General features: G+C 38.8%; 33 protein-coding genes and 6 pseudogenes. 25 read left to right on the top strand and 14 right to left on the bottom strand.

Annotation, left to right across the window (positions count from 1 at the left end; all coding sequences use genetic code 11):
* The 8 genes and pseudogenes from AYJ55_RS19255 to AYJ55_RS19235 form a co-directional block, all read right to left on the bottom strand.
* On the bottom strand, window positions 1–263 hold a 263-nt coding region (locus AYJ55_RS19255), incomplete at its 3' end, for a Sak single strand annealing protein (RefSeq protein ID WP_162505741.1).
* Between the two features lie 66 nt (window positions 264–329).
* Window positions 330–650: a hypothetical protein gene (locus tag AYJ55_RS19250; protein ID WP_063657641.1), complete on the bottom strand. Its 321-nt coding sequence runs from the start codon at window positions 648–650 to the stop codon at window positions 330–332.
* A 147-nt stretch (window positions 651–797) separates the two neighbouring features.
* Complete coding sequence (locus AYJ55_RS31110; protein WP_187153132.1) at window positions 798–935, bottom strand: hypothetical protein; 138 nt, start codon at window positions 933–935, stop codon at window positions 798–800.
* A gap of 10 nt (window positions 936–945) precedes the next feature.
* On the bottom strand, window positions 946–1,503 hold the full coding sequence (locus AYJ55_RS36385; RefSeq protein ID WP_187153331.1) for a hypothetical protein: 558 nt from the start codon (window positions 1,501–1,503) through the stop codon (window positions 946–948).
* Window positions 1,466–1,645 carry an antA/AntB antirepressor family protein gene (locus AYJ55_RS36380; protein WP_425393830.1) on the bottom strand — a complete coding sequence of 60 codons (180 nt, stop codon included), beginning with the start codon at window positions 1,643–1,645 and terminating at the stop codon, window positions 1,466–1,468. The genes AYJ55_RS36385 and AYJ55_RS36380 overlap by 38 nt, the downstream gene beginning before the upstream one ends.
* Window positions 1,646–1,825: 180 nt before the next feature.
* Entirely contained in the window at window positions 1,826–2,197 is a 372-nt protein-coding gene (locus tag AYJ55_RS33725; RefSeq protein WP_245677462.1) for a hypothetical protein, read from the bottom strand.
* A gap of 96 nt (window positions 2,198–2,293) precedes the next feature.
* A pseudogene (locus AYJ55_RS36375) lies at window positions 2,294–2,584 on the bottom strand (BRO-N domain-containing protein); the annotation flags it as partial.
* 324 nt (window positions 2,585–2,908) lie between these two features.
* Window positions 2,909–3,379, bottom strand: a complete 471-nt coding sequence (locus AYJ55_RS19235) for a KilA-N domain-containing protein (protein ID WP_063657639.1) — start codon at window positions 3,377–3,379, stop codon at window positions 2,909–2,911.
* Between the two features lie 101 nt (window positions 3,380–3,480).
* Here AYJ55_RS19235 and AYJ55_RS19230 point away from each other — a divergent pair, with 101 nt between their 5' ends.
* Window positions 3,481–3,873 (top strand): hypothetical protein, encoded by a 393-nt coding sequence (locus AYJ55_RS19230; RefSeq protein ID WP_063657638.1) that lies wholly within the window; start codon window positions 3,481–3,483, stop codon window positions 3,871–3,873.
* 16 nt (window positions 3,874–3,889) lie between these two features.
* Here the strand turns inward: AYJ55_RS19230 and AYJ55_RS19225 are convergent, their stop codons facing one another.
* From AYJ55_RS19225 to AYJ55_RS33720, 4 genes and pseudogenes are all read right to left on the bottom strand, one after another.
* The gene (locus AYJ55_RS19225) at window positions 3,890–4,147 is read right to left on the bottom strand and encodes a hypothetical protein (RefSeq protein ID WP_063656476.1); all 258 of its coding nucleotides are present in this window, start codon (window positions 4,145–4,147) and stop codon (window positions 3,890–3,892) included.
* Window positions 4,148–4,495: 348 nt separating this feature from the next.
* The gene (locus tag AYJ55_RS19220; protein WP_063657637.1) at window positions 4,496–4,723 is read right to left on the bottom strand and encodes a hypothetical protein; all 228 of its coding nucleotides are present in this window, start codon (window positions 4,721–4,723) and stop codon (window positions 4,496–4,498) included.
* Complete coding sequence (locus AYJ55_RS19215) at window positions 4,716–5,150, bottom strand: transcriptional antitermination N peptide (protein ID WP_245677405.1); 435 nt, start codon at window positions 5,148–5,150, stop codon at window positions 4,716–4,718. The genes AYJ55_RS19220 and AYJ55_RS19215 overlap by 8 nt, the downstream gene beginning before the upstream one ends.
* A gap of 596 nt (window positions 5,151–5,746) precedes the next feature.
* Window positions 5,747–6,016 (bottom strand): annotated as a pseudogene (locus AYJ55_RS33720) (helix-turn-helix domain-containing protein); the annotation flags it as partial.
* A 101-nt stretch (window positions 6,017–6,117) separates the two neighbouring features.
* Here AYJ55_RS33720 and AYJ55_RS19205 point away from each other — a divergent pair.
* Window positions 6,118–6,312, top strand: coding sequence for a Cro/CI family transcriptional regulator (locus AYJ55_RS19205; RefSeq protein WP_063657635.1), 195 nt, complete (start codon window positions 6,118–6,120; stop codon window positions 6,310–6,312).
* Between the two features lie 142 nt (window positions 6,313–6,454).
* Here AYJ55_RS19205 and AYJ55_RS19200 read toward each other — a convergent pair whose 3' ends face one another.
* Both AYJ55_RS19200 and AYJ55_RS19195 read right to left on the bottom strand, forming a co-directional pair.
* A complete protein-coding gene (locus tag AYJ55_RS19200) occupies window positions 6,455–6,763 on the bottom strand; it encodes a transcriptional antitermination N peptide (protein WP_063656469.1) in 309 nt (102 codons plus the stop codon).
* 535 nt (window positions 6,764–7,298) lie between these two features.
* Entirely contained in the window at window positions 7,299–7,712 is a 414-nt protein-coding gene (locus AYJ55_RS19195) for a hypothetical protein (protein ID WP_063657634.1), read from the bottom strand.
* A 104-nt stretch (window positions 7,713–7,816) separates the two neighbouring features.
* Here AYJ55_RS19195 and AYJ55_RS19190 point away from each other — a divergent pair, with 104 nt between their 5' ends.
* The 23 genes and pseudogenes from AYJ55_RS19190 to AYJ55_RS19090 form a co-directional block, all read left to right on the top strand.
* Window positions 7,817–8,047 carry a transcriptional regulator gene (locus AYJ55_RS19190; RefSeq protein WP_063657633.1) on the top strand — a complete coding sequence of 77 codons (231 nt, stop codon included), beginning with the start codon at window positions 7,817–7,819 and terminating at the stop codon, window positions 8,045–8,047.
* Between the two features lie 137 nt (window positions 8,048–8,184).
* A complete protein-coding gene (locus tag AYJ55_RS19185) occupies window positions 8,185–8,550 on the top strand; it encodes a hypothetical protein (RefSeq protein ID WP_063657632.1) in 366 nt (121 codons plus the stop codon).
* Window positions 8,551–8,771: 221 nt separating this feature from the next.
* Window positions 8,772–9,623 (top strand): replication protein, encoded by an 852-nt coding sequence (locus tag AYJ55_RS19180; RefSeq protein ID WP_063657439.1) that lies wholly within the window; start codon window positions 8,772–8,774, stop codon window positions 9,621–9,623.
* A gap of 200 nt (window positions 9,624–9,823) precedes the next feature.
* The gene (locus AYJ55_RS19175) at window positions 9,824–11,197 is read left to right on the top strand and encodes a replicative DNA helicase (RefSeq protein WP_063657631.1); all 1,374 of its coding nucleotides are present in this window, start codon (window positions 9,824–9,826) and stop codon (window positions 11,195–11,197) included.
* Between the two features lie 14 nt (window positions 11,198–11,211).
* On the top strand, window positions 11,212–11,457 hold the full coding sequence (locus AYJ55_RS19170) for a DUF1187 family protein (protein ID WP_063657391.1): 246 nt from the start codon (window positions 11,212–11,214) through the stop codon (window positions 11,455–11,457).
* A gap of 19 nt (window positions 11,458–11,476) precedes the next feature.
* Window positions 11,477–12,412 carry a hypothetical protein gene (locus AYJ55_RS19165; protein ID WP_063657630.1) on the top strand — a complete coding sequence of 312 codons (936 nt, stop codon included), beginning with the start codon at window positions 11,477–11,479 and terminating at the stop codon, window positions 12,410–12,412.
* The gene (locus AYJ55_RS19160; RefSeq protein ID WP_063657629.1) at window positions 12,413–12,769 is read left to right on the top strand and encodes a RusA family crossover junction endodeoxyribonuclease; all 357 of its coding nucleotides are present in this window, start codon (window positions 12,413–12,415) and stop codon (window positions 12,767–12,769) included. It begins immediately after the preceding gene.
* A gap of 76 nt (window positions 12,770–12,845) precedes the next feature.
* Window positions 12,846–13,222: pseudogene (locus tag AYJ55_RS19155) on the top strand (antiterminator Q family protein).
* Between the two features lie 324 nt (window positions 13,223–13,546).
* Window positions 13,547–13,654, top strand: coding sequence for a phage holin family protein (locus AYJ55_RS33715; protein ID WP_245677461.1), 108 nt, complete (start codon window positions 13,547–13,549; stop codon window positions 13,652–13,654).
* 5 nt (window positions 13,655–13,659) lie between these two features.
* Complete coding sequence (locus tag AYJ55_RS36370; RefSeq protein ID WP_245677464.1) at window positions 13,660–13,746, top strand: hypothetical protein; 87 nt, start codon at window positions 13,660–13,662, stop codon at window positions 13,744–13,746.
* Window positions 13,743–14,225, top strand: a complete 483-nt coding sequence (locus AYJ55_RS19150) for a lysozyme (protein WP_063657628.1) — start codon at window positions 13,743–13,745, stop codon at window positions 14,223–14,225. Before AYJ55_RS36370 ends, AYJ55_RS19150 begins: the two co-directional genes overlap by 4 nt.
* The gene (locus AYJ55_RS29815; RefSeq protein ID WP_187153330.1) at window positions 14,195–14,542 is read left to right on the top strand and encodes a lysis system i-spanin subunit Rz; all 348 of its coding nucleotides are present in this window, start codon (window positions 14,195–14,197) and stop codon (window positions 14,540–14,542) included. The genes AYJ55_RS19150 and AYJ55_RS29815 overlap by 31 nt, the downstream gene beginning before the upstream one ends.
* Window positions 14,517–14,645 (top strand): lysis system i-spanin subunit Rz, encoded by a 129-nt coding sequence (locus AYJ55_RS36365; RefSeq protein WP_425393829.1) that lies wholly within the window; start codon window positions 14,517–14,519, stop codon window positions 14,643–14,645. The genes AYJ55_RS29815 and AYJ55_RS36365 overlap by 26 nt, the downstream gene beginning before the upstream one ends.
* Before the next feature lie 647 nt (window positions 14,646–15,292).
* Complete coding sequence (locus AYJ55_RS19135; protein ID WP_063657627.1) at window positions 15,293–15,610, top strand: hypothetical protein; 318 nt, start codon at window positions 15,293–15,295, stop codon at window positions 15,608–15,610.
* On the top strand, window positions 15,607–15,810 hold the full coding sequence (locus AYJ55_RS19130; protein ID WP_063657626.1) for a hypothetical protein: 204 nt from the start codon (window positions 15,607–15,609) through the stop codon (window positions 15,808–15,810). Before AYJ55_RS19135 ends, AYJ55_RS19130 begins: the two co-directional genes overlap by 4 nt.
* Before the next feature lie 18 nt (window positions 15,811–15,828).
* Window positions 15,829–16,053, top strand: coding sequence for a DUF2560 family protein (locus AYJ55_RS19125; RefSeq protein ID WP_063657170.1), 225 nt, complete (start codon window positions 15,829–15,831; stop codon window positions 16,051–16,053).
* 16 nt (window positions 16,054–16,069) lie between these two features.
* Window positions 16,070–16,480, top strand: a complete 411-nt coding sequence (locus AYJ55_RS19120) for a DNA-packaging protein (protein WP_063657169.1) — start codon at window positions 16,070–16,072, stop codon at window positions 16,478–16,480.
* Entirely contained in the window at window positions 16,464–17,384 is a 921-nt protein-coding gene (locus AYJ55_RS19115) for a PBSX family phage terminase large subunit (protein WP_245677459.1), read from the top strand. Before AYJ55_RS19120 ends, AYJ55_RS19115 begins: the two co-directional genes overlap by 17 nt.
* Window positions 17,368–18,189, top strand: a complete 822-nt coding sequence (locus tag AYJ55_RS27090; RefSeq protein ID WP_063654603.1) for an IS630 family transposase — start codon at window positions 17,368–17,370, stop codon at window positions 18,187–18,189. The genes AYJ55_RS19115 and AYJ55_RS27090 overlap by 17 nt, the downstream gene beginning before the upstream one ends.
* Window positions 18,189–18,785, top strand: coding sequence for a terminase large subunit (locus tag AYJ55_RS19105; RefSeq protein ID WP_342668186.1), 597 nt, complete (start codon window positions 18,189–18,191; stop codon window positions 18,783–18,785). The genes AYJ55_RS27090 and AYJ55_RS19105 overlap by 1 nt, the downstream gene beginning before the upstream one ends.
* 2 nt (window positions 18,786–18,787) lie before the next feature.
* Window positions 18,788–20,988: pseudogene (locus AYJ55_RS19100) on the top strand (portal protein).
* A gap of 10 nt (window positions 20,989–20,998) precedes the next feature.
* A pseudogene (locus AYJ55_RS19095) lies at window positions 20,999–21,896 on the top strand (phage capsid protein).
* A gap of 9 nt (window positions 21,897–21,905) precedes the next feature.
* Window positions 21,906–22,369: pseudogene (locus AYJ55_RS19090) on the top strand (P22 phage major capsid protein family protein); the annotation flags it as partial.

The raw sequence follows: 22,369 nt of genomic DNA, 5'->3' as shown, positions 1-22,369 counted from the left end.
AAGTCTTCTCCGGCATAGATATAAAATCCTAATCCAAACATTGAAATAGCCTTGGTGAGACAGCGCATGAGCGTTTTATTGATATCAACGGCATTAGGGTTAGAAATAGCCTGATTCCGGTAATCCATAACGGGTAACCACATTTTTCGGGGAAACTCATTATTTCCTTGTTTAACCGTGAGTGTTAACGACACCATCGCACTGCCATCATTGTTATAGCTAATGGCATCAATGACATAGTAGGATTCTGGATAATGTGCCATTAATACGCCCCATGCCAAGCCATGAGAGATAAGAAAGGCCGTTTTCTTTCAACTTTATCGTTAACATTAATCACCGACAGCGTTTCCCCAAACCTGTTGTTGAAAACTTCTCTCTTTTCGGGTATGTTGTGTTTCGCTCATAGATAATTTCCTCTTAGGTGCTCGAAGTGCTTTGTACTGATGGATGTTCTCATTTTTGAAATGGTTAAACAGCGCCTTCCAGATATCGTCAAAATCCTCAATACTGAGTTTTCGCATCACTGAGGAAGGTAGGCAGTCATAAACAGGCTGGACAAGTTCGCTGATTTCGTCGTCCAGCCTGTCTTCCCAATAAGCAATTTCTTGCTGTTGTTCGTACCAGTAATCTTGCATGGCGTAAGGGTTCATTTGACCTCCTCGAACTGAAATAGCATCCTGTTTTTCTGGTTTTAATCTCCGCGACTAATAACTCGATTTCATTTTGTGAAAAGGACGAATCCAGTAGCAGAGTGATAATTTTTTCTTTAAGATGGCGTTTTTTTCGCCTTTTCAGATTTAAGGGGCATGATGATTTTTTCCATAAGCTTTTAGTTGCAGTGATAAAGCGATTAGCCATATATCTTGTCGTTGGGTATCAATCGCTAACTTTGCTGCCTGTCTTGCCAGCGCTAGCAGGATGTTGTCTTTGTTCATCGTTACCACCTTATGCCACCTGACTATATTTGTCGTGAGTGAATTCGCCGTTCCAGTCTTTCTTCATCGGTAGCTTACTTTTGAGGTATTGGTTATATAGCCATGAAGCCCCCTTTTTTAGCAGAACGATTTTATAACACTGGCGTTTCCCGTAATCGTTTGTCATGATGAAGGGTGATTCGGTTAGATAGGTATCTCTCGCATAAGAATGAACACGCCAGACATGAGCCTTGCTGATATCCTTTTCTGCATCGTAGAGAAAATGACGCGATTCCAGAAAAAGGTTGACCTGGTTAATATTTACGCCATTAAGCTGCTTGCAGAATTGAACAGGTGTCATACCAATCTGAAACAGGTTTTTTAGGCTATCGATTTCGGTTTCAAGCTGTTGAACCTGTACCCCTAACAGTTGAACTTTTTTATGCTGCTCAGCCCATGCAATGGCTGATTCAGCAGGGTCAAGGAAATTAGGTAAGCCTAAAGTTGTTGGGTTATTGGGTAATTGTGATTGTAAAATTCGTCTTTCGCATTCAAATGAAGTACTGTCTGGCCTGTTTACCTTTTTCATTGCGCTCAACCATTGATAGCTCTTTTGCCATATCGAGTGAAATGTGATAGTCAACTCTTGAGCCACCGCCTACTAAATTTTTAGTAAGCGTTATAAAATCTAAGTTTTCTATGAAGTTATATTCTCTAATCCGATTTTTTATCCAGTCATTAAATCTGGATTTAATCTCTAAAAACGCATGTAAATCACGGGCATTAACAGTTTGGATTAATCCGCCGTTAATGTTTTTTTGTTTCGATATTTATTAAATTTTGCATAAGGGTATCCTTCAATAGTTAAATTGATGAATGATTGCCCCTGTAAAAAGGGGCGTTAAGATTATTTAGTTACGTTGGAGGAAGCGATTAACGTTCGCTTGTTGCCATTTTTCAAGGGATTGTGTCATGACGCTATCATGTTCGTGAGTACTGGCTTCTAACAGTTGCTGCATTTCACGAAGGACGATCTCGACATTTTCCTTATGGCGGAGTAGACGACGAATGGCTTGTTTTTCAGCATCGAAGATAGCTGATTTGAGCGTGTCAGTAATGCCGTAAATCCGTCGGCATTCTTCTGCAATTATTGCGATTTGATTAACCTCGAAGTGCTGAGGCGATGCGATTCCTGTCGCATGACGTAGCGCATACCAGATACCTTGCGTCCATGCCCTCTCAAATCTAAATCCATTCGCCATGCTCCAGACAAGATGAGCCAAATTGCGAGTATCGTTATCATTTAAGAGTTCTGGTGCTTCGGGTCTGGGCTGAGGATGCTCATATTTGCCAGTTTTTCGGATAGACGGTAAAACTTCATTAAATACCCAATCTTGAAATTGTTTTGCTTCCAGCTTATTGCTACGGAAAATAACACGATAAAGATTAGGTTCGTTTACAAAGGCAAATTGCCGTCTCTGCCCATCTGACCTAAGGTAGATTTTTTCTACCCCAGCTTTATCTAACTGTTTTGAAAGCAAATCACTTGAGTTTATGACTGTCAAAGCTTTACAAACATCATTAAGGCAGAACCATGGTTCAGAATTAATAATCTGAACACGCACATCGTAGATATTGTTAAAATAAAATGATCTGAGTTGAGTATTCATTTTTACATCCTATATCAATTGTTCAATATCACCCATTGTTCGGATGGGCGGTCGGGTACTTGAACACCGGATATAGACGGCCAACAGTTTTCCCCAATAGGGTGTTGTATATACTGTTCGCTACCCGACCATAACAATCTATGGACGTAAAAAAACCGCATTACTTTCGGGAGCGGTATCCGCTATATCAAAAGGTGTGTTCAGCACTTAATATAGAATATAGCGCATGATTTCTTCTTTCGTCAATGGGTATTTAAAATGTCAATGTTTTACTATGCTGCTGTAATCCCGTTCACCATCACGCTTAGCAATCGTGGGAATTGGTTATCGTAGAATATTTTCTATGCCTATGTACTGACCCAATTTATTTGTCGCGTTAATTATTTCAGAAGGCTTGAGCTTCAGCTCTGTTTTTGCAAAATCCAGTAATATAAGTCCCGCATTAATCTTATCGGTAAACTCTTGTTGATGAGTTATTACGTTATAATTACAAGCGGTTGTTGCTCTATTTTTTTCTATAATTGTTTCTTTTTTGAGCCACGTAGCGTAACGGATAGCTAATGTTTCTACAGCCCAAATTCCTGATTCAATACCACCATGCATTATTTGTACTGAATTTTTACCTAAGATTTTTATTACTTTAGAAATACCTTTACTTTTAATAAAAGCAGATGGCCGCTGAGACTCAGTTGCTTTACCTTGTGCAACTGCCACACGGTGTAAATCATTCAGACAATAACGCCCGAAAGCATCTTGACGGACAACGGTATTTTCAATAACAACTAATTTAGACATAAAAATATTTCTCCGTAATGAAACGAATTAAGGTATTAACGTGAAAGATTTTGCAGATTGAACCCTAAACCCGTTATACTTACCAAAAAGGAGGATTCCCTATGGGTCAGGTTGCATTTGATACACTACAAGCATCTGAAGAGCTTCAAACGGCTGGACTTACTAGTCAGCAAGCTAAAGCTATTTCACTTGTTGTACGTAGATCGCATGAAGTTGCGGATGTAGCGACCAAAGCTGATATTGTTGAGGTAAATCGCAATATTGCTGATGTTCGTAAAGACTTATCTGCTGAAATAGCTGATGTTCGCAAAGATATGGCTGCTCGTTTTGAGAAGAACGAAGCTCAGATACAAGCACGTTTTGAAAAAACTGACGCTCAGATAGCCTTAATTCGTAAGGATGTTGAACATATTGCTACAGGACTACTTTTAAAGCTGGGTAGTGTGATAGTTTTGACTATCGGTGCTGCAACAGCAATACTCAAATTCTTCTAGTCCCTATGTTGCAGGTTCAAATCCTGCACAGCCCACCAATTTCACGGTATATCTTCATCAGTCTTAAATTCTCTTTTTTAAGACGCTTATTTTCTTTTGTTAAGCACTGTATAATTTCTTTGAAAGTTCTTGTTTCCATGTCGTCGTCATTCCATATATCAATGCTGCTTAAGTATTTTGCATCGCTCAAATGACGACTACCATTAGTAATCCCAACCAGATTACCCATATTGGGATGCTTTGCCGTTACAATGCGTGGATTGTCCAATCTCATTATGTGTACTCCTTGTTAACATTTGCTGAAAAGTTAGGATGTGTGCCAAGTGCCTCTTGGTGTCCGATTACAGTCATCACGGTCGGGTAAACGCAATCAAACTATATTTAGCTATTTGAAAGATAATTTATAGAATGTTGACTGTCCCGCGAGCGCAGAGCCGCATTCACACATCCTGAAACTAATTTGATTGCCAGATATTTCTGGCGCGTCAGGCTCGCTCCCTCTGTGTAATCCAACAACACACAAAACAGGAATAATGATCACCTTAATAAGACATTGATTATATTATGAATTGTTTATTTATGATTAATAAAAAGAAAGGATTTGATTTTGTGAATTGATTAATTATTCTCCTATCAGATGGAATTCAATGTCTTCAGGTTCGCAGAAGTCGATATTATCATAAATTCCATATTTGCTTGCTATATCAAGAATTGCATCATTCATCTTGCTGGATGTCATTTGTGAATCGATAATTCTTTCAAATTTTTTATAATCTTCTTCGTTCATATCTACTATATAGTTACACTTTGCAACAATTTGAACCTTAATCGTTTTGTTATTCTCAAACATTAGCAGTTACTCCGAAGTTGAGCTTAGGTTTATTTTTAAACCTTTTAGCAGTGTATAAAGCTATTTCAGGCAAACAGCAATTATCAAATGAGTCATAAACTTTAGTTAGGCGTATTGATATTGCTTTTTCTACACGACTCATCATTTTTCTTTTTAGTGAAAGAATAGGGCGTTTAGGATTTGGAGTTGTTAGTTGGTTAGATTTTTTAGATGGGTTTAACGCTGCTTTCAATGCCAAATTAAGCGCTTTGTTATAGTTATAGGCTGCTCGCTTGGCGCTTCTACGCTCATGTCTACGACAGCGAGCATTATCATAACCATGAAAGTTACACATATTACCTCCTGACAATGGGTTTTGGTGGTGTGTGCCGGAGGTATCCGGATTATATTTACAGTCATATTGGTAGTACCCTGGTGTTGGTTTCAACTTAATGGCTGTATTTTGGTTATTTCACACACCCCAAAACCGACTGTTTGGGTGTTTTGTGGTTACGCTTTTTCAGCGAAATGGTGTTAAAGAGCGGTGCTGCTTAACTGTCGTCACTTGCCTTCATGTTCATACGCCTCAGGCTGGCTACTTGGCAACGTTTCAGATAACTCGAAGTATTGTCTGGCGTTTGCCTGTTGCAGTGAGTTGATAGGGTAAGTATCACCTATTGTAATAATACGGTCAACACTTATTGTAATTATTTTTATTACAAGAGGTGCTTTAACTTTAAAAAGAAATGTATGTAGTTATAGGAAATTAAAAAATTGAGGATGGAATTTATTAAAAGCGGGAGGAATAACGCTATGTAACTAATTATTATTTATGTGTATCTAACATTATTTAAAAATAATTAAATGGTTTTTTTTTAATTTTTTTATTTCCATCATTTCTTCGAAAAGCTGATCAATTTCATCCTTCCTTTCACTAATTCTGTTTAAAAATAATTCCTTATCTTTTTTAGGAAGGCTAGAAAAGATTTCAAGTAACCTTTCTTCTTCTCTATCAAGATATCTATTTTTATTTTGAAGGGGCTCTATTGATCTAGATATTTCTGCAATCTTAGCACCAAGTGTTGGACTGAAATCATTTACACTTACGTTAAGTAAAGTAGCAAATGCGGCAGCATTTGTAATATTCAAAGGGTTTATTCCATTTAGAATCTGAGCAACCGCACTCTGACCCATCCCTAGTTCATGAGCTACTCTCTCTTGAGAAAGATTTAATTCTTTCTTTTTTTTCTCAAAAATGGATTTAAGTCTAATCGCATCTCTGAGTTGTTCTTCATTTAATGGTTTTTTTTTCATGTAAAAATTCTATTACCTATTGGAATACTTATCAATAACATGCGGTGTTGACATTAAAATTACTTTAAGTAATAATTTAACCTAAAAAAGGGGATATTTTAATGAAACGACTGACATTATCTCAATATGTTGGTATGCATGGACAAGAGAAAGTCGCTCAAGCTTTGGGACTATATCAAGGAGCAATTAGTAAAGCCCTTAGTGCCAAAAGAAACATTACTATTCTTGTTCATAAAAATGGAAAAATTGAAGCTGAAGAATTAAAGGCTTTTCCATCAAGACGTTATCAACGATAAAGTTAATTATCACCACCGCTCTTTAACAACCTGGCCTCCCTGAAATTGGGAGATTTCAAATTCCCAACCTATCGGGAGGGAAAGCTATTATCTGAAACTTATGGATTAAGTGTAGGATAAGATTGCTGCAAAGACTATCAAATCATTTTGTATGTATGCTATTTGATTTGCGGGTTTTTGAGTATTTTCTTGCAGAATAGAGATAAGTATTCGGTAAGCAACAGTTATCAAATGAAGGCTGAGGCTTTTTGTCTTTTAGATTGAGAGTGAGTGATGCAATGGTATTAATGGTGTCATCTTGCTTGTTGAATATGGAATCAAGGATTTGCTCTGTAGAACGGGCTTGGCATTTTTGTTCTGCTTCCTGACGTTTTTTAGCCAGAAATGCAGCTCTACGTTCATATCTACGTTGGGCGTAGTTACTACGCTTAATGACGGCAATCTGTGTCATGTTGACCTCCAAAGTAAGTTTTAGCGGTGTGTGCCGGATATTTCCGGTTTGTACCCACAGTCTGTTTATTCCCTGGTGTAGAAACGAGATTTGACTGTTCTGTACATTTCACACACCCCAAAACTCACTCAATGATGGTTGATTCAAGAGTGCCTGAATCCGTTCTAAGATGTTAAAGAGCGATAATGCTTAGTTACTGATGACTACACTTGCCTTCATGTTCGTATGCCTCAGGCTGGCTACTTAGCAACGTCTGGTAAAGTTTCACAGATAACTCGGAGTATTGTCTGGCGTTTGCCTGTTGCAGTGAGTTGATATGAGTAACATTACCCAAAGGTAATAAAAAATCAAGTGCCTAAAGATATTTATTTTTATATCCTCGGTACTACATTGAATTAAAAGATAAAAAATATTCTTAATATGGCTTTATTAATAAATGTTCTACATATTTAGAATTGAAAAAATAGGGAAGGGTTATAAAAAGATAAATTAGAAAAAGTTAATTTGAGTAATACATAATTTTGGATAGGGTATATTAATTAGCTCTTTTGGTGTTGCGGTGAAGTTCTTTTATCTCGGCTATAAGATTATCAATCTCATCTTTTTCTTCAGCCAATTCTTTTATAAATTTATTTTTTTTGCTTTTTGGTAAGCTATCAAATAAGTCAAGCAAAATTTCATGCTGCTTAGTTAATATTCTTTCTTTTTTAATATCCAGTCCGTTATTTATACCATCTAGCCATCCTCTAGGAAGATTAAATGCATCCTCAATAATATCAACCATATCGTCTGCTATGCGTTTTTTCCATTTTTTTCCTTCAGGATAAAGCATTCGAGATACATAAGATTGTTCACGATCAATACGGCGAGCAAGATCAACGATCTTACCACCGCATAAGGTATCTTTAATATCAATAAGACGTAAACGTCTTTTTTCATATTTATCCATATATAAAATCTTATGCAGATTTACCTAAGAGTAAATTGTCTATAGGTATTGATTGATATATTACTTATAGGTAATATAAATAGAGCTTATTCAAGGACAACCTAATGGAAGAACTAAGAATTTATCTGAACACTTTATCGTTAGAACAACAGCATATTTTTGCTAAGGCGTGTGGAACCAGCTTAGGGTACTTACGTAAAGCTATCAGCAAAGATCAAAAACTTGGAGCTGAATTATGTGTTTGTATTGAACTAATAAGCGATAAAGCAATATCTAGAAAACAGTTACGTCCATATGATTGGAAGAAAATTTGGCCTGAATTGATACCCGCTTAATTCATCCAAACCAACTCTAATCATATAATAACAAATATCGTTCTTTAACATTTTGATTCGCTCTAGGCTTTCTTGGAGCCACCACAACCTCATAGGAATATTGAGGTAGGGAATTTTATTACTTAAGGATTATAACCATGGAATATTCAAATACTATCAAAATCACCTGCAAACCGGAGCATTTAGAATCTTACTTCTACCAGAAGATGGCATCAGAAGGCGGTAATAACGGGTTTGCCAAATCACTAGGGATCCATCCCTCAACAGCGAGTCGGGATAAAACCAGAATCTTTAAACTAGCCTGTCAGGTCGTCTCAGAATACGGCTTACCAAGGCATGTAGTGAGTGTGCCTGATTCATCGACACAGGAGCTTGTTATTACAAATATATCAGGTGAAGAAATACGCAAGCTAATAGACATGCTAGAGCATTTGAGATTACCAAAAAAAGAAGCTTCAAGGTTAAAAAACGATGAAGCTTTAGAATGTCAGATCGAACTTTAAGTTTGTTTAGTATTTCAAGGAGAAGGGAAACGGTGAATTTCCCTTTTTTTCTTTCAATTTCAGTGAGGTTATTATGCCAAAAAAACGCCGATTTATCAACAAAAACCATGAAGAAAAAGTCCATCCAGATAGTCCTGATGGGTTATTGGTTGCTGCATCAAAAAATAAGCGTTTCGCATATCGATTTGTATCAGAATTCAGAAAGTTACAAGGAGTTAAAAATGGCTGCAACAGTCACCAGTCTTGATGATTACAGAGTTAAAAACGAAGTCAGGGAGAATGCCGTGGCTGAGATTGAAGATGGATATACACGAATAGCGAATGAACTGTATGAGGCACTCATTGGTGCCGATTTAACCAGAAATCAGGCAAAAGTAGCACATGCTGTTTGTCGAAAAACATATGGTTTTCAGAAAAAAATGGATCGCATTTCTGATAGTCAATTAGCTGAGATAACAAAATTACCAAGACAAAAAGTAAACAAAGCAAAGAATGAGTTAATTTCGATGAATATCTTAATTAAATCAGGTAATAAGATTGGTTTAAATAAAATAATTTCTGAGTGGAAAATTCAAGAGTGTCACCAAAATAGTGACAACTTAAGAAATGTCACCAAAACAGTGACAAAAATTGTCACCAAAAGCGTGACAGCGTTGTCACCAAAACAGGGACACACAAAAGAAACTATTACAAAAGAAAATAAATATAATAATACACCCCTTACCCCTCACGAGGTGAAAGGGGGAGAATTGGCTAAACCTGAAAAGCGAAAACCCCAAACACTGAACTACAACGATTATCTGGTTGCCTACAACGAGGAAGTGGGTGACAGACTCCCCCATGCTGTTGAAGCCAATGCCAAGCGTAAAACCCGCTTGAAGAAAATTGTTGGCTTACTGGCTAATTCAAACCTGGAAGGCTGGCGAGCCTATGTCAGAGCGTTTGTTGGTATGGCAAAACCGTTTTACTTTGGTGAGAACAACACAGGCTGGACAGCGGATATTGATTACTTGCTGAGAGAAACCACAGTAACCGGAGTCCGTGAAGGTAAATTTGCCGACAGGGGATGCTAGCATTGCAGATTTTCTCCTCAGATTTAAAAATTCAATCTCAATTTTCTATTCAGATGCCCTCTAAAACGCTCTGTAATCAATTCTGAAAGATTTTCTTGATAAAAACGTATTCAGGTACGTCTAAAAATTTATCGTCGCTCAGAATGCGATACGGCGAGTTTTTCTGTTTTTGGAAAATCTGTGATTAAGGAGATACTCAATTGGTCAACGTCCAACTTGAAGCAAGCGTGATAGGCGGCTTGCTGATTTCAGGTTTAACGCCAGACGCCAGTGATGTGTTGTCAACGCTTGAGCCTAATGCTTTTTCCTCCCATTTCTGTCGTGAAATTTACAAAATAATTCAGTGCCAGGCTAAAACCAGAAACATGATTGATATGGTGATGGTGGCTGAACACATGGGAGAGGGTAATTTCACTCAGGTTATGTCCGTAGCCAAAGATTGCCCCAGTGCAGCCAATCTCAAAGGTTATGCGAAAATGGTTGCTGAGAATTATCAACGACGGGAATTTTTGACAATGATAAATTCGGTCAAGGATGTTGTTGCCAATGGCACTATCCAGTCAGCCACTCAAGCTATCGATGATTTTTTGTCGAAAGCAACAAAATTGCGAACTTCGAATGAAGAAATCAAGCCTGTAAACCTGAAAGAACTCATTAGTGATTATACCGACTTACTGGACAATCGTTTACAAAACGGTGAGCAGTCAAATACCTTAAAAACAGGGATAGGTGAACTGGATGAGATAACAGGGGGTATTAATCCGGTTGATTTAGTGATTGTCGCTGCCAGACCCGGTATGGGGAAAACCGAATTTGCATTGAAGATTGCCAGAAGTGTTGCCAGTCAAGAAATAAGGGACATGAATCAGCGACGGGGTGTGCTAATTTTTTCAATGGAAATGGACTCAAGCCAAATCATTGAAAGACAGATTGCACAAGCGTCAAATCTTCCCGTTTCAATGCTGAGAAATCCCTCAAGATTAGAGCAGGAGCACTGGAATAAGATAACTGGTGCGATTGGTTTGTTGCATGATTTAGATGTTTGGATAGTGGATGCAAGTAAACTTACCATTGAGCAAATAGCCTCTGTTGCCACCAGACAGAAAAAAAAGTATCCCCAGCTCTCGTTAATCATGGTTGATTACCTCGGATTAATTGATAAACCCAGAGCTGAACGAAATGACCTAGCTATAGCGCATATTTCGGCAAATTTGAAACGGCTGGCTAAAACATTAAAAACGCCCGTAATTTCATTGAGCCAGTTATCAAGAGAGGTTGAAAAGCGGACAAATAAACGTCCTGTTAATGCTGATTTACGGGATTCAGGCAGTGTTGAGCAAGATGCAGACAGTATTATCATGCTGTATCGTGATGGGGTTTATAACGAAAATTCACCCTCAGCGAAGTATGCTGAAATTATCGTAACCAAAAATCGATTTGGCAAAACGGGTACGGTTTATCAGGAGTTTAAAAACGGTCACTTTATCGACACCAATCAACAGGAAGCAGAAAAAATCTCACAATCATCTCATCAACAAAGTTTAAGACGCCACGCTCAAGGCGTAACGATTTAATTAGGACACCCCCAATGAAATACCAAATCGAAGCAACCATTGTTAAAAATGGCGGCGAACCCGTGTATTGGCAGCACTATAGTGACAAAGCACTATCAGAACAGGATTGCCTGAAAATCTTATCCCAGCCGTCCATGTTTAGAATGCAATTTAAAGAAATTGATTATTACTGGACGGGAGGCAGTGCTGGAAAGCGTGACAAATTGCCAAAAGTGTTAATAGAAAACTTCACCTGTAATCCGCTAAACCCCACCAAATAAAAATCAAATAGGCAAAAATATGAAAATTCAAAGCAGGGAAAATCGCCGTGAAGGATACCTTTGTGTCCAAAGTGAGGACTTCGATATATTTAATCTTCGAAAAGCGGTTACTTCGGGCAACTGGTTAGCCATTAACAACGGTATTTGCACATTAACGGATTTGGGACTAAGACACGATGGCAATGGGTTAGTGTGGCTTAATTCGGGGATTTCCGTTCATGAGGCAGATAGCGATATTGGACTAACAGGTCAGGATAAAAAATCTTATGATTATCATTCAGAGGTGCGCACAACTAATAGATTGAAAAATAATGATTATTATGAATTTGTGCAGCCTAAAGATATTGATAGTTATGCACTGAATATTATTTGCAAAGTTAGCCAGCAATTCACTGAACGTAAAGATGGTTCACCTTTGGTTACCTTCGCGTTGTTGATTGACCAAAAAGCACGGAAAGAAGCCGCTGATAATTGGATATTATACCGTAATCCCAAGCAAGGCGATAAATACACGATTTTTAATAAACATCATCATCGCGCATTAATGAAAATTTATCAAGCTAAAGGCTGGCAAGCTGAACCGCTACGATATATCGGCAACTTAATCCGTAATGACGCAGAATTTAGCAAGCTCATGAAGCGACTGGGTTATATCAAAGTGCGTACCAGAAAGATAACCGGAAAGCTAAATGATTTTTGGATTTATCGATGTAAAGAAAAAACGCTCAAAGAGGTGCGCACAAAAGAAAACATTAAAAACAATGGTTTAATACGATTTGTGCAGTATGCAAAGCAACCAACGAAAGCCTTTAAACATATCCTTGTCGATGGTGAATACCGTTATGTTTATGAAGACCACATCCACTTTTTGACGAAAAAGCGTCAACGAATAGCAGGTAAACAGTTAACCGGTTATACCGCTAAAGGGGTGGAGATGAGAGAGATTAAGCTATGAATGAAAACTTATAACATCACCGTTCCTTTTCCCCCTTCTGTCAATCACTACTGGTATCACGCCAAACACAAACACTTCATCACCGCAAAAGGCAAATTATATCGTCAGTCGGTAGTCGCTGAAATAATGCGTCAAAAGCTCTGTAAACGATTATCTCAACGTTTGGGGGTTGAGATAGGAGTATATCCACCTGACCGTCGTAAGCGAGATTTAGATAACCTGATGAAAGCACCGATTGATGCACTTTGTCATGGCAGTTTGATAGTTGATGATTCTCAGATAGATGTGTTGCACGTTGAGCGAAAGGAAATCGTTAAGGGCGGAAAATTAATTATCACCATTTGGGAAATCAAATAATCAAGAAACCACCATTACTATTCAACGCAGGGCATTGAGACCATGCCTCAATTCATATTTTGCCGGAGGGGAATTAATGCGTGACATTCAGCAGGTATTAGTTCGCTGGGGAGCTTGGGTAGCTGATAATAGAGAAGATGTGTATTGGTCACCTGTTGCAACAGGATTTAAAGGATTAATTCCGCTCAAAATAAAATCCAAGCCCCAGTGCTGCGAAGATGATGCCATGATTATTTCAAGCTGTATGGCTAAACTAAATCAAAAAAACAGGGATATCCACGATTTACTCTTTGAATACTATGTATTTGGTAAAACATTTATCCAATTAGCTTATGAACACCATTGCTCAGATACGCATATAGGAAAAAATTACAAAAAGCAGAAGGGGTGATTGAAGGTATGTTGATGATGCTGAATATAAAACTGGAGATGGATCCGGATGTACAAAAATAGCATAAAAATACTTTACGATCGTAAAAATCCTGATATTGTGATAAGAGTGACAACAACGTCAGCTAACTTATGAGCCTCGCTTTTGCGGGGTTTTTTGTTGCTTCATTAACCAAATAATAATATCTTATCAACGCACTACTTTTTGTAAGCTCGTATGGTACATATAAGGTAAATAAGGCAGTAGTGCATAGCCCCATGTGAAAACGTGGGGTTTTTCGTTTACGCCACCGCAATACTCACACAAACAATCATCAAAACGAGTAAGGCGGCTGGCTCCCTGTTCAATTCAAAGCAATGGAACCCTCAACGGGAGGGTATATGCGTATGTTTGAAAAATACTCAACACCTGCCGCCTATCTGTGGGGCATCATGACCACCATCGGGGGAGTCATGACAACGATTTTTGATTTTTTACCCTTGAGCAGTGGGTAGCTGTGATGGGTATTGTCTGCACGATAGGGACATTTTTTTATCAACGTGTACTACCGCAAAAAGGAGTACAGACTCAAGGAACGTCAGTATGAAGATACCGAAAAAAATATTGATGGCAACGGGCGGTAGTGCGTTGTTTTTATCGTCAAGCATGATAACGCATTTTGAAGGGTTGAGACTTAAGCCCTATTTTGACGGAGGTGGTGTGCTTTCGGTTTGCTACGGGCACACAGGCAAGGACATTGAGCGTAACAGGACGTACACCAAAGCCGAATGTGATCAGTGGCTTGATGACGATTTGAAAGCGGTTAAGCGTCATGTTGACTCGCTGGTCAAGGTGAGTATCAATACCCTGACTCAAGCAGCGCTTTACTCATTTGCTTACAACGTGGGCGTGGGGAATTTTGGGAAATCCACATTACTCAAAAAGCTCAACGCTGATGACCGAAAAGGCGCATGTGATGAGATGAAACGATGGATTTACGTAAAAGGCGAAGTCTGGAAAGGGCTAATGACCCGTCGGGAAATAGAGAGCGTAATATGTTATGGAGACCTTACGCATTTGTCGTAGCGATGATTGTCGCATTGGTTTTATCACTCGTTTTTCTCAACAGCCGTTACAAAACCGTCAAGCAAAACTATCAAACGCTAAAACAGAAATATCACGAGCAGATTGAAGCGTTGGAATTGCAGCAGCAGAAGATAGAAGCCTTGCGCCAACTCGATATTAAACACACCGAGGAACTCAATAATGCCAAAGCGGAAATTGATAAGCTCAATGATGCTGTGCGTGCTGGCGTTAAGCGGTTGCGCGTCAACGCCGTGTGTGGTGCACCCAAAACCACTACCGCCAAGAGCCGATATGATGAAGCCACCCCCACAACTTAGCGAAGCAGCTAGACAAGATTATTTCAGTCTCAGAGAGATGATGATTGAGAACGAAAAGCAAACGGAATATCTACAGCAGTACATCAAAACGCAGTGTCAATGAATTAAGAACTTAACTATCTGGAAATTCCGGATAGTCCCCGCGCCATCACCGCGCATTTAAATAAACCCGAGACAATTCACAAAATAGACCTCAGAGAACGTCAGTCAATCATGATGCGTTCTGGGTCTGTACGTTCTGTGTGAGCTGAGGTCTCTTTTTTGAAAGGTAAGCATCATGAAATCAGTAACAATTAAGAGCAATGTTAACTTTTATTAATTAACAATTTTCAAAACTTACAACCCAGCGTACCACATGCGCAACTAATCCAAACATCGAACCCGTTATTTAGGAATGAGCCTTTGAGGTAATCAGTTTTGCTGATGTCACTTCGATGGGCTGATTTCCTATGTGGCAAAGGTTCATTACCTAAGTAAGGAAGACATCATGAATCATGTATTAACATTTAAAACACACAATATCGTTCCCTTTAATAACGGTGACGGAAAAATCTGGTTCACTAATAAACAACTATCTATCTTACTGGAATACAAGGACGCATCTTCTATTACTCGCATTTTTAACAGGAATAAAGATGAGTTTACAAATGAGATGTCAGGGACGGTCAATTTGACCGAGACTAATAAAAACAATGAGTTACGCTATAAAAAATAAGAATTTATTCAGTTCGTGGCGCTCATCTAATCGGAATGTTATCTAAAACCAAAGTCGCTAAATCACTCCGTAAGTGGTTACTGGATTTAGCGGAAAAAGAAAGCCAACCAACAAATCTTGCTTTGTTAGATATGGAAGGATTGAAATCATTAACGATTGGCGAAATGCAAAACAGGTTGGTTGCTGCAAATAAATGGTCGTTTGACAATTTTGGTAGAAAAGGAAGCGACTTAATGAACTTACGTAAGCGTCATCTGAATAAGATACGTAAAGCAGAAAAAACAATTATGGCACTTTCTCAATTAAGACTACCAGGATTTGATGATACGCCAAATGGAGAAAGTCAAGCATGACTCCTGAACAATTCATCGAAACCAATGTCAAGGCCGAGTTAATGAAGCTCGGCTTTTCTAACTCTGTAGCCAGTTTAGCAACAAATGAAGCTATCCGGTACTACCGCAAACAGCCAGCGAGTAAACGAGGCAAGATGCTAGAAGATTGTCTAAATCAGGCTAAACGATGGGCAATGAGTGCGGCTAAACATAAATATTAATTCGAAATAGGTGAAATGATGAAAGAAATAACCGCAGAACAACAAGTGCGTCTTGATATTTTAAGATTGGTATTACTTGATACAGCAGCAGCACAAATCACCATCGATTTTGTGAAAGACGAGAAGCTGAAATTTGAGATATTTAAGGATTTATGGCACGAATCCGGCGCAGAAAGTACACCTGTCGCCCGTGCGCAAAAGTCAATTCAAAAAGGGAAAGAGGCTTTACTCCTTTTCCAGTAAACCTAGAGAGTAACTTATGGTGAGCAAAAAGAAAATTGGACGCCCAAGTAAGTTAGCCATGAGTCTTGAAAAGGCCAAGGCCTATTTAATGGGCGAATATAAAACAGTAGGGGATGTTGTGCCTAATATCGCTGGTTTAGCTTGTTATCTCAATATTTCTCGATCGACAATTTATGAATGGTCATCAACAAATGTTGAATTTTCGGACATCGTTGAAGGAATTCTCGCATTGCAAGAAAATAAATTGCTAAATTCTGGTTTGAAAGGGGAATTCAATCCTACTATTGCCAAATTGATGCTAAGTAAGCATGGATATGCTGATAAACAAGAAACTGAATTGTCAGGTAAAAATGGCGGCGCAATTGAAACGGACAACAAAATTAGCATTGAATTTATAGGAATGACTATAAGTGAAGGTGCAAATTAGTGAAAAGTTCGCGCCAATGTTTAAACCGAAACGCATAAAAGTTTACTTTGGTGGTCGTGGCGGCATGAAAACGGTTTCTTTCGCTAAGATAGCATTAATAACAGCATCGATTAATAAACGTAGGTTTTTATGCTTACGTGAGTTTATGAATTCAATTGAAGATTCTGTACACGCTGTTTTACAAGCGGAAATAGAAACTTTGCGATTACAAAACCGATTTCGCATTCTTAATAATTATATTGAAGGTATAAATGATTCTATTTTTAAATACGGACAATTAGCACGTAATATAGCTTCTATCAAGTCAAAGCATGATTTTGATGTTGCATGGATAGAAGAAGCTGAAACAGTATCTGAAAAGAGTCTTGATATACTTATACCGACAATACGAAAGCCTGGTTCTGAGCTGTGGTTTTCATTTAATCCGGCAGAAGAAGATGGCGCTGTATATAAGCGTTTCGTTAAGCCTTACAAGGAAATAATTGATGTTCAAGGCTATTACGAAGACGATGACTTATATGTCGGCAAAGTGAGTTACCTGGATAATCCCTGGTTATCCGAAGAACTCAAAAATGATGCTGAGAAGATGAAACGTGAAAACTATAAAAAATGGCTTCATGTTTACGGTGGCGAGTGTGATGCTAATTATGATGATGCATTAATTCAGCCTGAGTGGGTGGATGCTGCGATCGATGCTCACATCAAGTTAGGACTTAGGCCAAGAGGCATTCGTGTTGTTACCTTTGACCCTGCCGATTCTGGTCAGGATGAAAAAGCATTATCAAAACGCTATGGCGTGCTTGTTGAGGATTGTGTGAGTTGGTCAGAAGGTGATGTGGCAGATGCAACTATAGCTAGGCGACTTAATTTTGATTACAAGGTGTGTTATGAGTTATACAATTGATTTTCGACGTAAAGTAATATCTGTAAGGAAAGCCGAAGGTTTAACAATTCGAGAAACTGCGAAACAATTCCGTATTGGAAAAGCGTCTTTAGTACGTTGGCTTAAACGACCAGAGCCAAAAAATTCAACGCCACGTAAGAGGAAGCTCGATAAAAATGCTTTAGCAAAAGATGTGGAACAGTATCCAGATGCTTACCAAAAGGAACGGGCAGAGCGATTCGGTGTTTGTAAAAAGACTATTTGGCAATCCCTTAAAAAGCTGGGATTAACCTATAAAAAAACTCTATTCCATCCAAAAACCAACGAAAGCGACAGGCTGGCACATCAGCAAAAAAGACAACAGTATGAAAAAAAAGATAAATCTGTTGTTTTTATTGATGAAAGTGGTTTTTCACATGACACTCCACGAACTCACGGCTATTCCCCAAAAGGTCACCGTTGTTTTGGCCTGAAAAACTGGGGTGCTAAGGGAAGAACAAATGTTATTGGCGCTTTATTGGGAACAACCCTTTTTGCTATCGGATTATTTGATTGCAATATTAACCGTGATGTTTTTTATGTTTGGATCACAAAAATATTGCTCCCAGAACTTCCTGAAAATTCTGTTATTTTTATGGACAACGCTAGCTTTCACAAAGGTAAGAATATTGAACAGGCAATTATAAACGCAGGACACCAGATAGAATATTTGCCTGTGTATTCACCAGATTTAAATCCTATAGAACATAAATGGTCTCAAGCTAAACGTAAAAAGATGGAAACAGGATGCACTATCGATGACCTGTTTTTAATACATATGCTGTAATCAAAATTAAGTCGCCTAGCTATATTAGGGCTTTTGATGAAGCATTTGACTATCGAGCTGATGATTTTATTTATGACAACATTGGTTTAGGTGCGGGTACAGTAAAAACTCATCTAAGACAGAGTAACGATGGTAATAAGATGGTTGTAACTGGCTTTGGCGCTGGTGATTCTCCTGATTATCCTAATGAAATATATGTTCCAGGGAATGGTGAATATATTTCATCAACAAATAATGATGACAGAACTAACCGTGATACGTTTAGAAATAAACGCGCGCAATATTGGGTTTATTTGGCAGATAGATTTTATAAAACCTGGCGCGCAGTTGAAAAGAGAGAATATATCGATCCGGATGAGTTGATAAGCCTATCATCAAAAATAAAAAAACTATCACAACTTAAGTCTGAATTGGTTAAACAACAACGAAAACGCACCGCGGGTAATCGATTAATCCAATTGATTAGCAAAGAGAAGATGAGATCAAAAGGAATAAAATCACCCAATATGGCTGATACCCTCATGATGTCATTTGCTAATCCCATTCGTTTAAAAGAAGACACTGAAATATTCGTTCCCTCATCTTCTAGTTGGTAATTATGGCTGAAACATTACATAAAAGACATGAGCAAATTATGCTCAGATTTGACCGTGCGCACTTATCGCAAAAAGAAGTAAGAAGTAAATGTATTGAGGCGACAAGATTTGCGCGAGTTCCTGGTGGGCAATGGGAAGGCGCAACGGCCGCTGGATCTGAAGTAAAAGAACATTTTGAGAAATATCCCAAATTTGAAATCAATAAAATATCTAATGAATTAAACAGAATAATTAGCGAATATCGCAATAATCGAATTACGGTGAAATTTAGGCCTGGTGACAAGGAAGCTAGCGAAGAATTAGCCAATAAATTAAATGGGTTATTTCGTGCTGATTACGAAGAAACCGACGGTGGTGAGGCATGTGATAATGCATTCGATGATGCAGCGACAGGTGGATTTGGTTGTTTCAGGCTGACGACAAATTTAGTCAATGAACTTGAACCCATGGATGAAAGACAGCGTATTCGCTTGGAGCCAATATACGATCCTGCCCGCTCCGTTTGGTTTGATCCTGACGCAAAGAAATATGATAAGTCTGATGCTGAATGGGCTTTCTGTATGTATTCACTGTCAGTTGATAAATACAAAACTGAATACAATAAAGATCCGTCGACGTTAGATAGCAGAATTGAGAAAACTTGGGATTATGACTGGTTTGATAATGATGTTGTTTATATTGCCAAGTATTATGAAGTAAAAAAAGAATCCGTCGATGTTATTAGTTTTAGCAATCCCTTCACTAATGAAAAAGTCACCTATGACAGTGATCAACTTCAACTTGTTCAGGATGATCTTGAAGACATAGGCTTTATCGAGGAAGCTCGGCGAACCATAAAGCGCAAACATGTTTATGTCTCAGTGATTGATGGTGATGGATTCCTCGAGAAAGCTCAACGAATACCAGGTGATCATATTCCGTTAATTCCAGTCTATGGTAAGCGGTGGTTTATCGATGATATTGAGCGAGTTGAGGGGCATATAGCAAAAGCCATGGATGCACAACGGTTGTATAACTTACAAGTGTCGATGCTGGCAGATTCTGCGACTCAGGATACGGGCTCAATTCCGATTGTTGGTAAAAGTCAGATAAAAAAACTGGAGAAATATTGGGAAACTAGAAATAAGAACAGACCCGCTTTTTTACCATTAAATGAGATTGTTGACAAACAAGGCAATATTATTGCGCCACCAACGCCAATAGGATACACCCAACCGCAGCCACTCAATCAGGCAATGGCGGCATTATTACAACAAACCAGTAGTGATATTCAGGAAGTAACCGGTTCAAGTCAGGCTATGCAACAAATGCCAAGCAATATAGCTAAAGAGACGGTTAATAATCTGATGCATCGTTCTGATATGTCCTCATTTATTTACCTTGATAACATGCCAAAAGTCTTAAGCGAGCAGGTGAAGTTTGGTTATCGATGGCACGTGAAGTCTTATGGTTCAGACAGAGAAGTCCGTATTGTTAATGATGATGGTACGGACGATATAGCGTTAATGTCGGTTGCCATCAAAGATAAGCAGACAGGACAAGTGGTAGCGATGAATGACTTATCGACGGGCGTTATGATGTCACCGTTGATGTGGGGCCATCTTATACAGCGAGACGTGATGCTACTGTTTCAGTTCTGACTAATCTGTTGGCTGGAATGTTACCGCAAGACCCAATGCGTGCAGTTGTTCAGGGGATTATTCTAGACAATATGGACGGGGAAGGGCTCGACGAGTTCAAAGATTACAATCGCAAGCAGTTATTAACTCAAGGCGTTGTTAAGCCTCGTAATGCAGAAGAAGCCCAAGTTGTTGATCAGGCTCAACAGCAAGCCCAACAACCTAATGCTGAACTTGTAGCCGCTCAAGGGGTATTGATGCAAGGGCAAGCTGAAGTTCAGAAAGCGAAGAACGAAGAGTTGTCTATTCAGGTTAAAGCTTTTCAGGCTCAGACTGAGGCTAGAGTAGCAGAAGCCAAAGTTGTTCAGATTCTTGCCTCTGCTGATAGTACAAAGCGCTCTGAAATTAGAGAAGCGCTAAAAATGTTACATCAATTCCAGAAAGAACAAGGCGACTCATCACGAGCAGATGCCGAGTTAATTCTAAAAGCAACCGATATGCAGCATAAGCAAAGCTTAGATGTTGCGAAAACTATTCAATCACAAAATAACCAACAGTCTCCTGCGGACTTCTCGCAGAGTTAAGGGGTAATAGATGGAAAACGAACTGATCATTGATGGTCAGGCTGTACCTATGTCTGAAAATCAGAAACGACAACAGCTAGAAACAACAGAACAAACAAAGCAAGTTAGTGAGAGTAACACCACTGACAATGCTGAAATTGTGACTGGTGAATCATCTGAAGTAAAACCATCAGAACGTCGATCAGGAACAAGATTACTCCTTGCAGATCGGCGATGAAGAAATCTCGCTGGCTGATGACGATGATTCAATTGAAGGAAAGCCAGCTCCTAAGTGGGTTAAAGAACTTAGAAAAGGATTTAAAGAAACACAGAAAGAAAATCGCGATTTGAAACGACAGCTTGAGGAATTGACAACCAAGCAGTCTTATCAATCGCCAGTGAATCATGATAACGTTATTCCTGCTAAACCCACCTTGGAATCATGTGATTATGATGAAGAAGTCTATGAAAAAGCACTGACAGATTGGCATGAGAAAAAAAGCCATGTCGAACAAAAAAAACAAGCGCAGCAAAGGCAGCAACAAGAAGTTCAGGAACGATTTATTCAGCGTTTAAAATCCCATCAACAACGTGCAGCTAAATTACCCGTAAAAGATTATACGGAGATGGAAGAGGTTGTACGTTCAGAAGTTCCAGTACTACAACAGGAAATTTTAATTCATGCTGCTGATGAGGGAACAGAACTTATCGCCTATGCACTTGGAAAAAACAAAGCATTACGCCAGCGGCTTACCGCTGAGAATGATCCTATCCGAGCCGCGTTTCTGTTAGGTCAAATTAGCCAGAAGGTAAAACTGGCACCCAAACCTAAAAAAACACCTAAGCCTGAACCCGAGCTAAAAGGTGGCGCCGGAAACGTGAAATCCGATGAGTTTAACAAATTGTGCCCAGGTGCAATTATTGAATAAAGTAAAAAAATGGCAAATAATCTAGACTCAAATATTAGTCAAATCGTTTTAAAAAAATTCTTACCCGGTTTTATGTCGGATATTGTTTTGTGTAAAACCGTTGACAGGCAATTATTATCGGGTGAGATAAACTCAAACACGGGCGACAGTGTGAGCTTTAAGCGTCCGCATCAATTCAAGTCTGAAAGAACAGAGACAGGTGACATTACGGGGAAAGATAAAAATGGTCTTATCTCTGGCAAAGCGACAGGCAAAGTCGGTAAATACATCACGGTGGCTGTTGAATGGACACAAATTGAAGAAGCGTTAAAGCTTAATCAGCTTGAACAAATTCTATCACCGATTCATGAGCGTATGGTGACTGATCTTGAAACAGAATTAGCCCATTTCATGATGAACAATGGTGCGCTATCGCTAGGCTCACCGAATACACCGATAAAGAAATGGTCAGATGTGCTCAAACGGCCTCATTC

This window comes from Candidatus Arsenophonus triatominarum (genome assembly GCF_001640365.1).
In the GTDB taxonomy this organism is placed as follows: domain Bacteria; phylum Pseudomonadota; class Gammaproteobacteria; order Enterobacterales; family Enterobacteriaceae; genus Arsenophonus; species Arsenophonus triatominarum.
This window is presented reverse-complemented; position numbering and strand designations above follow the sequence as displayed.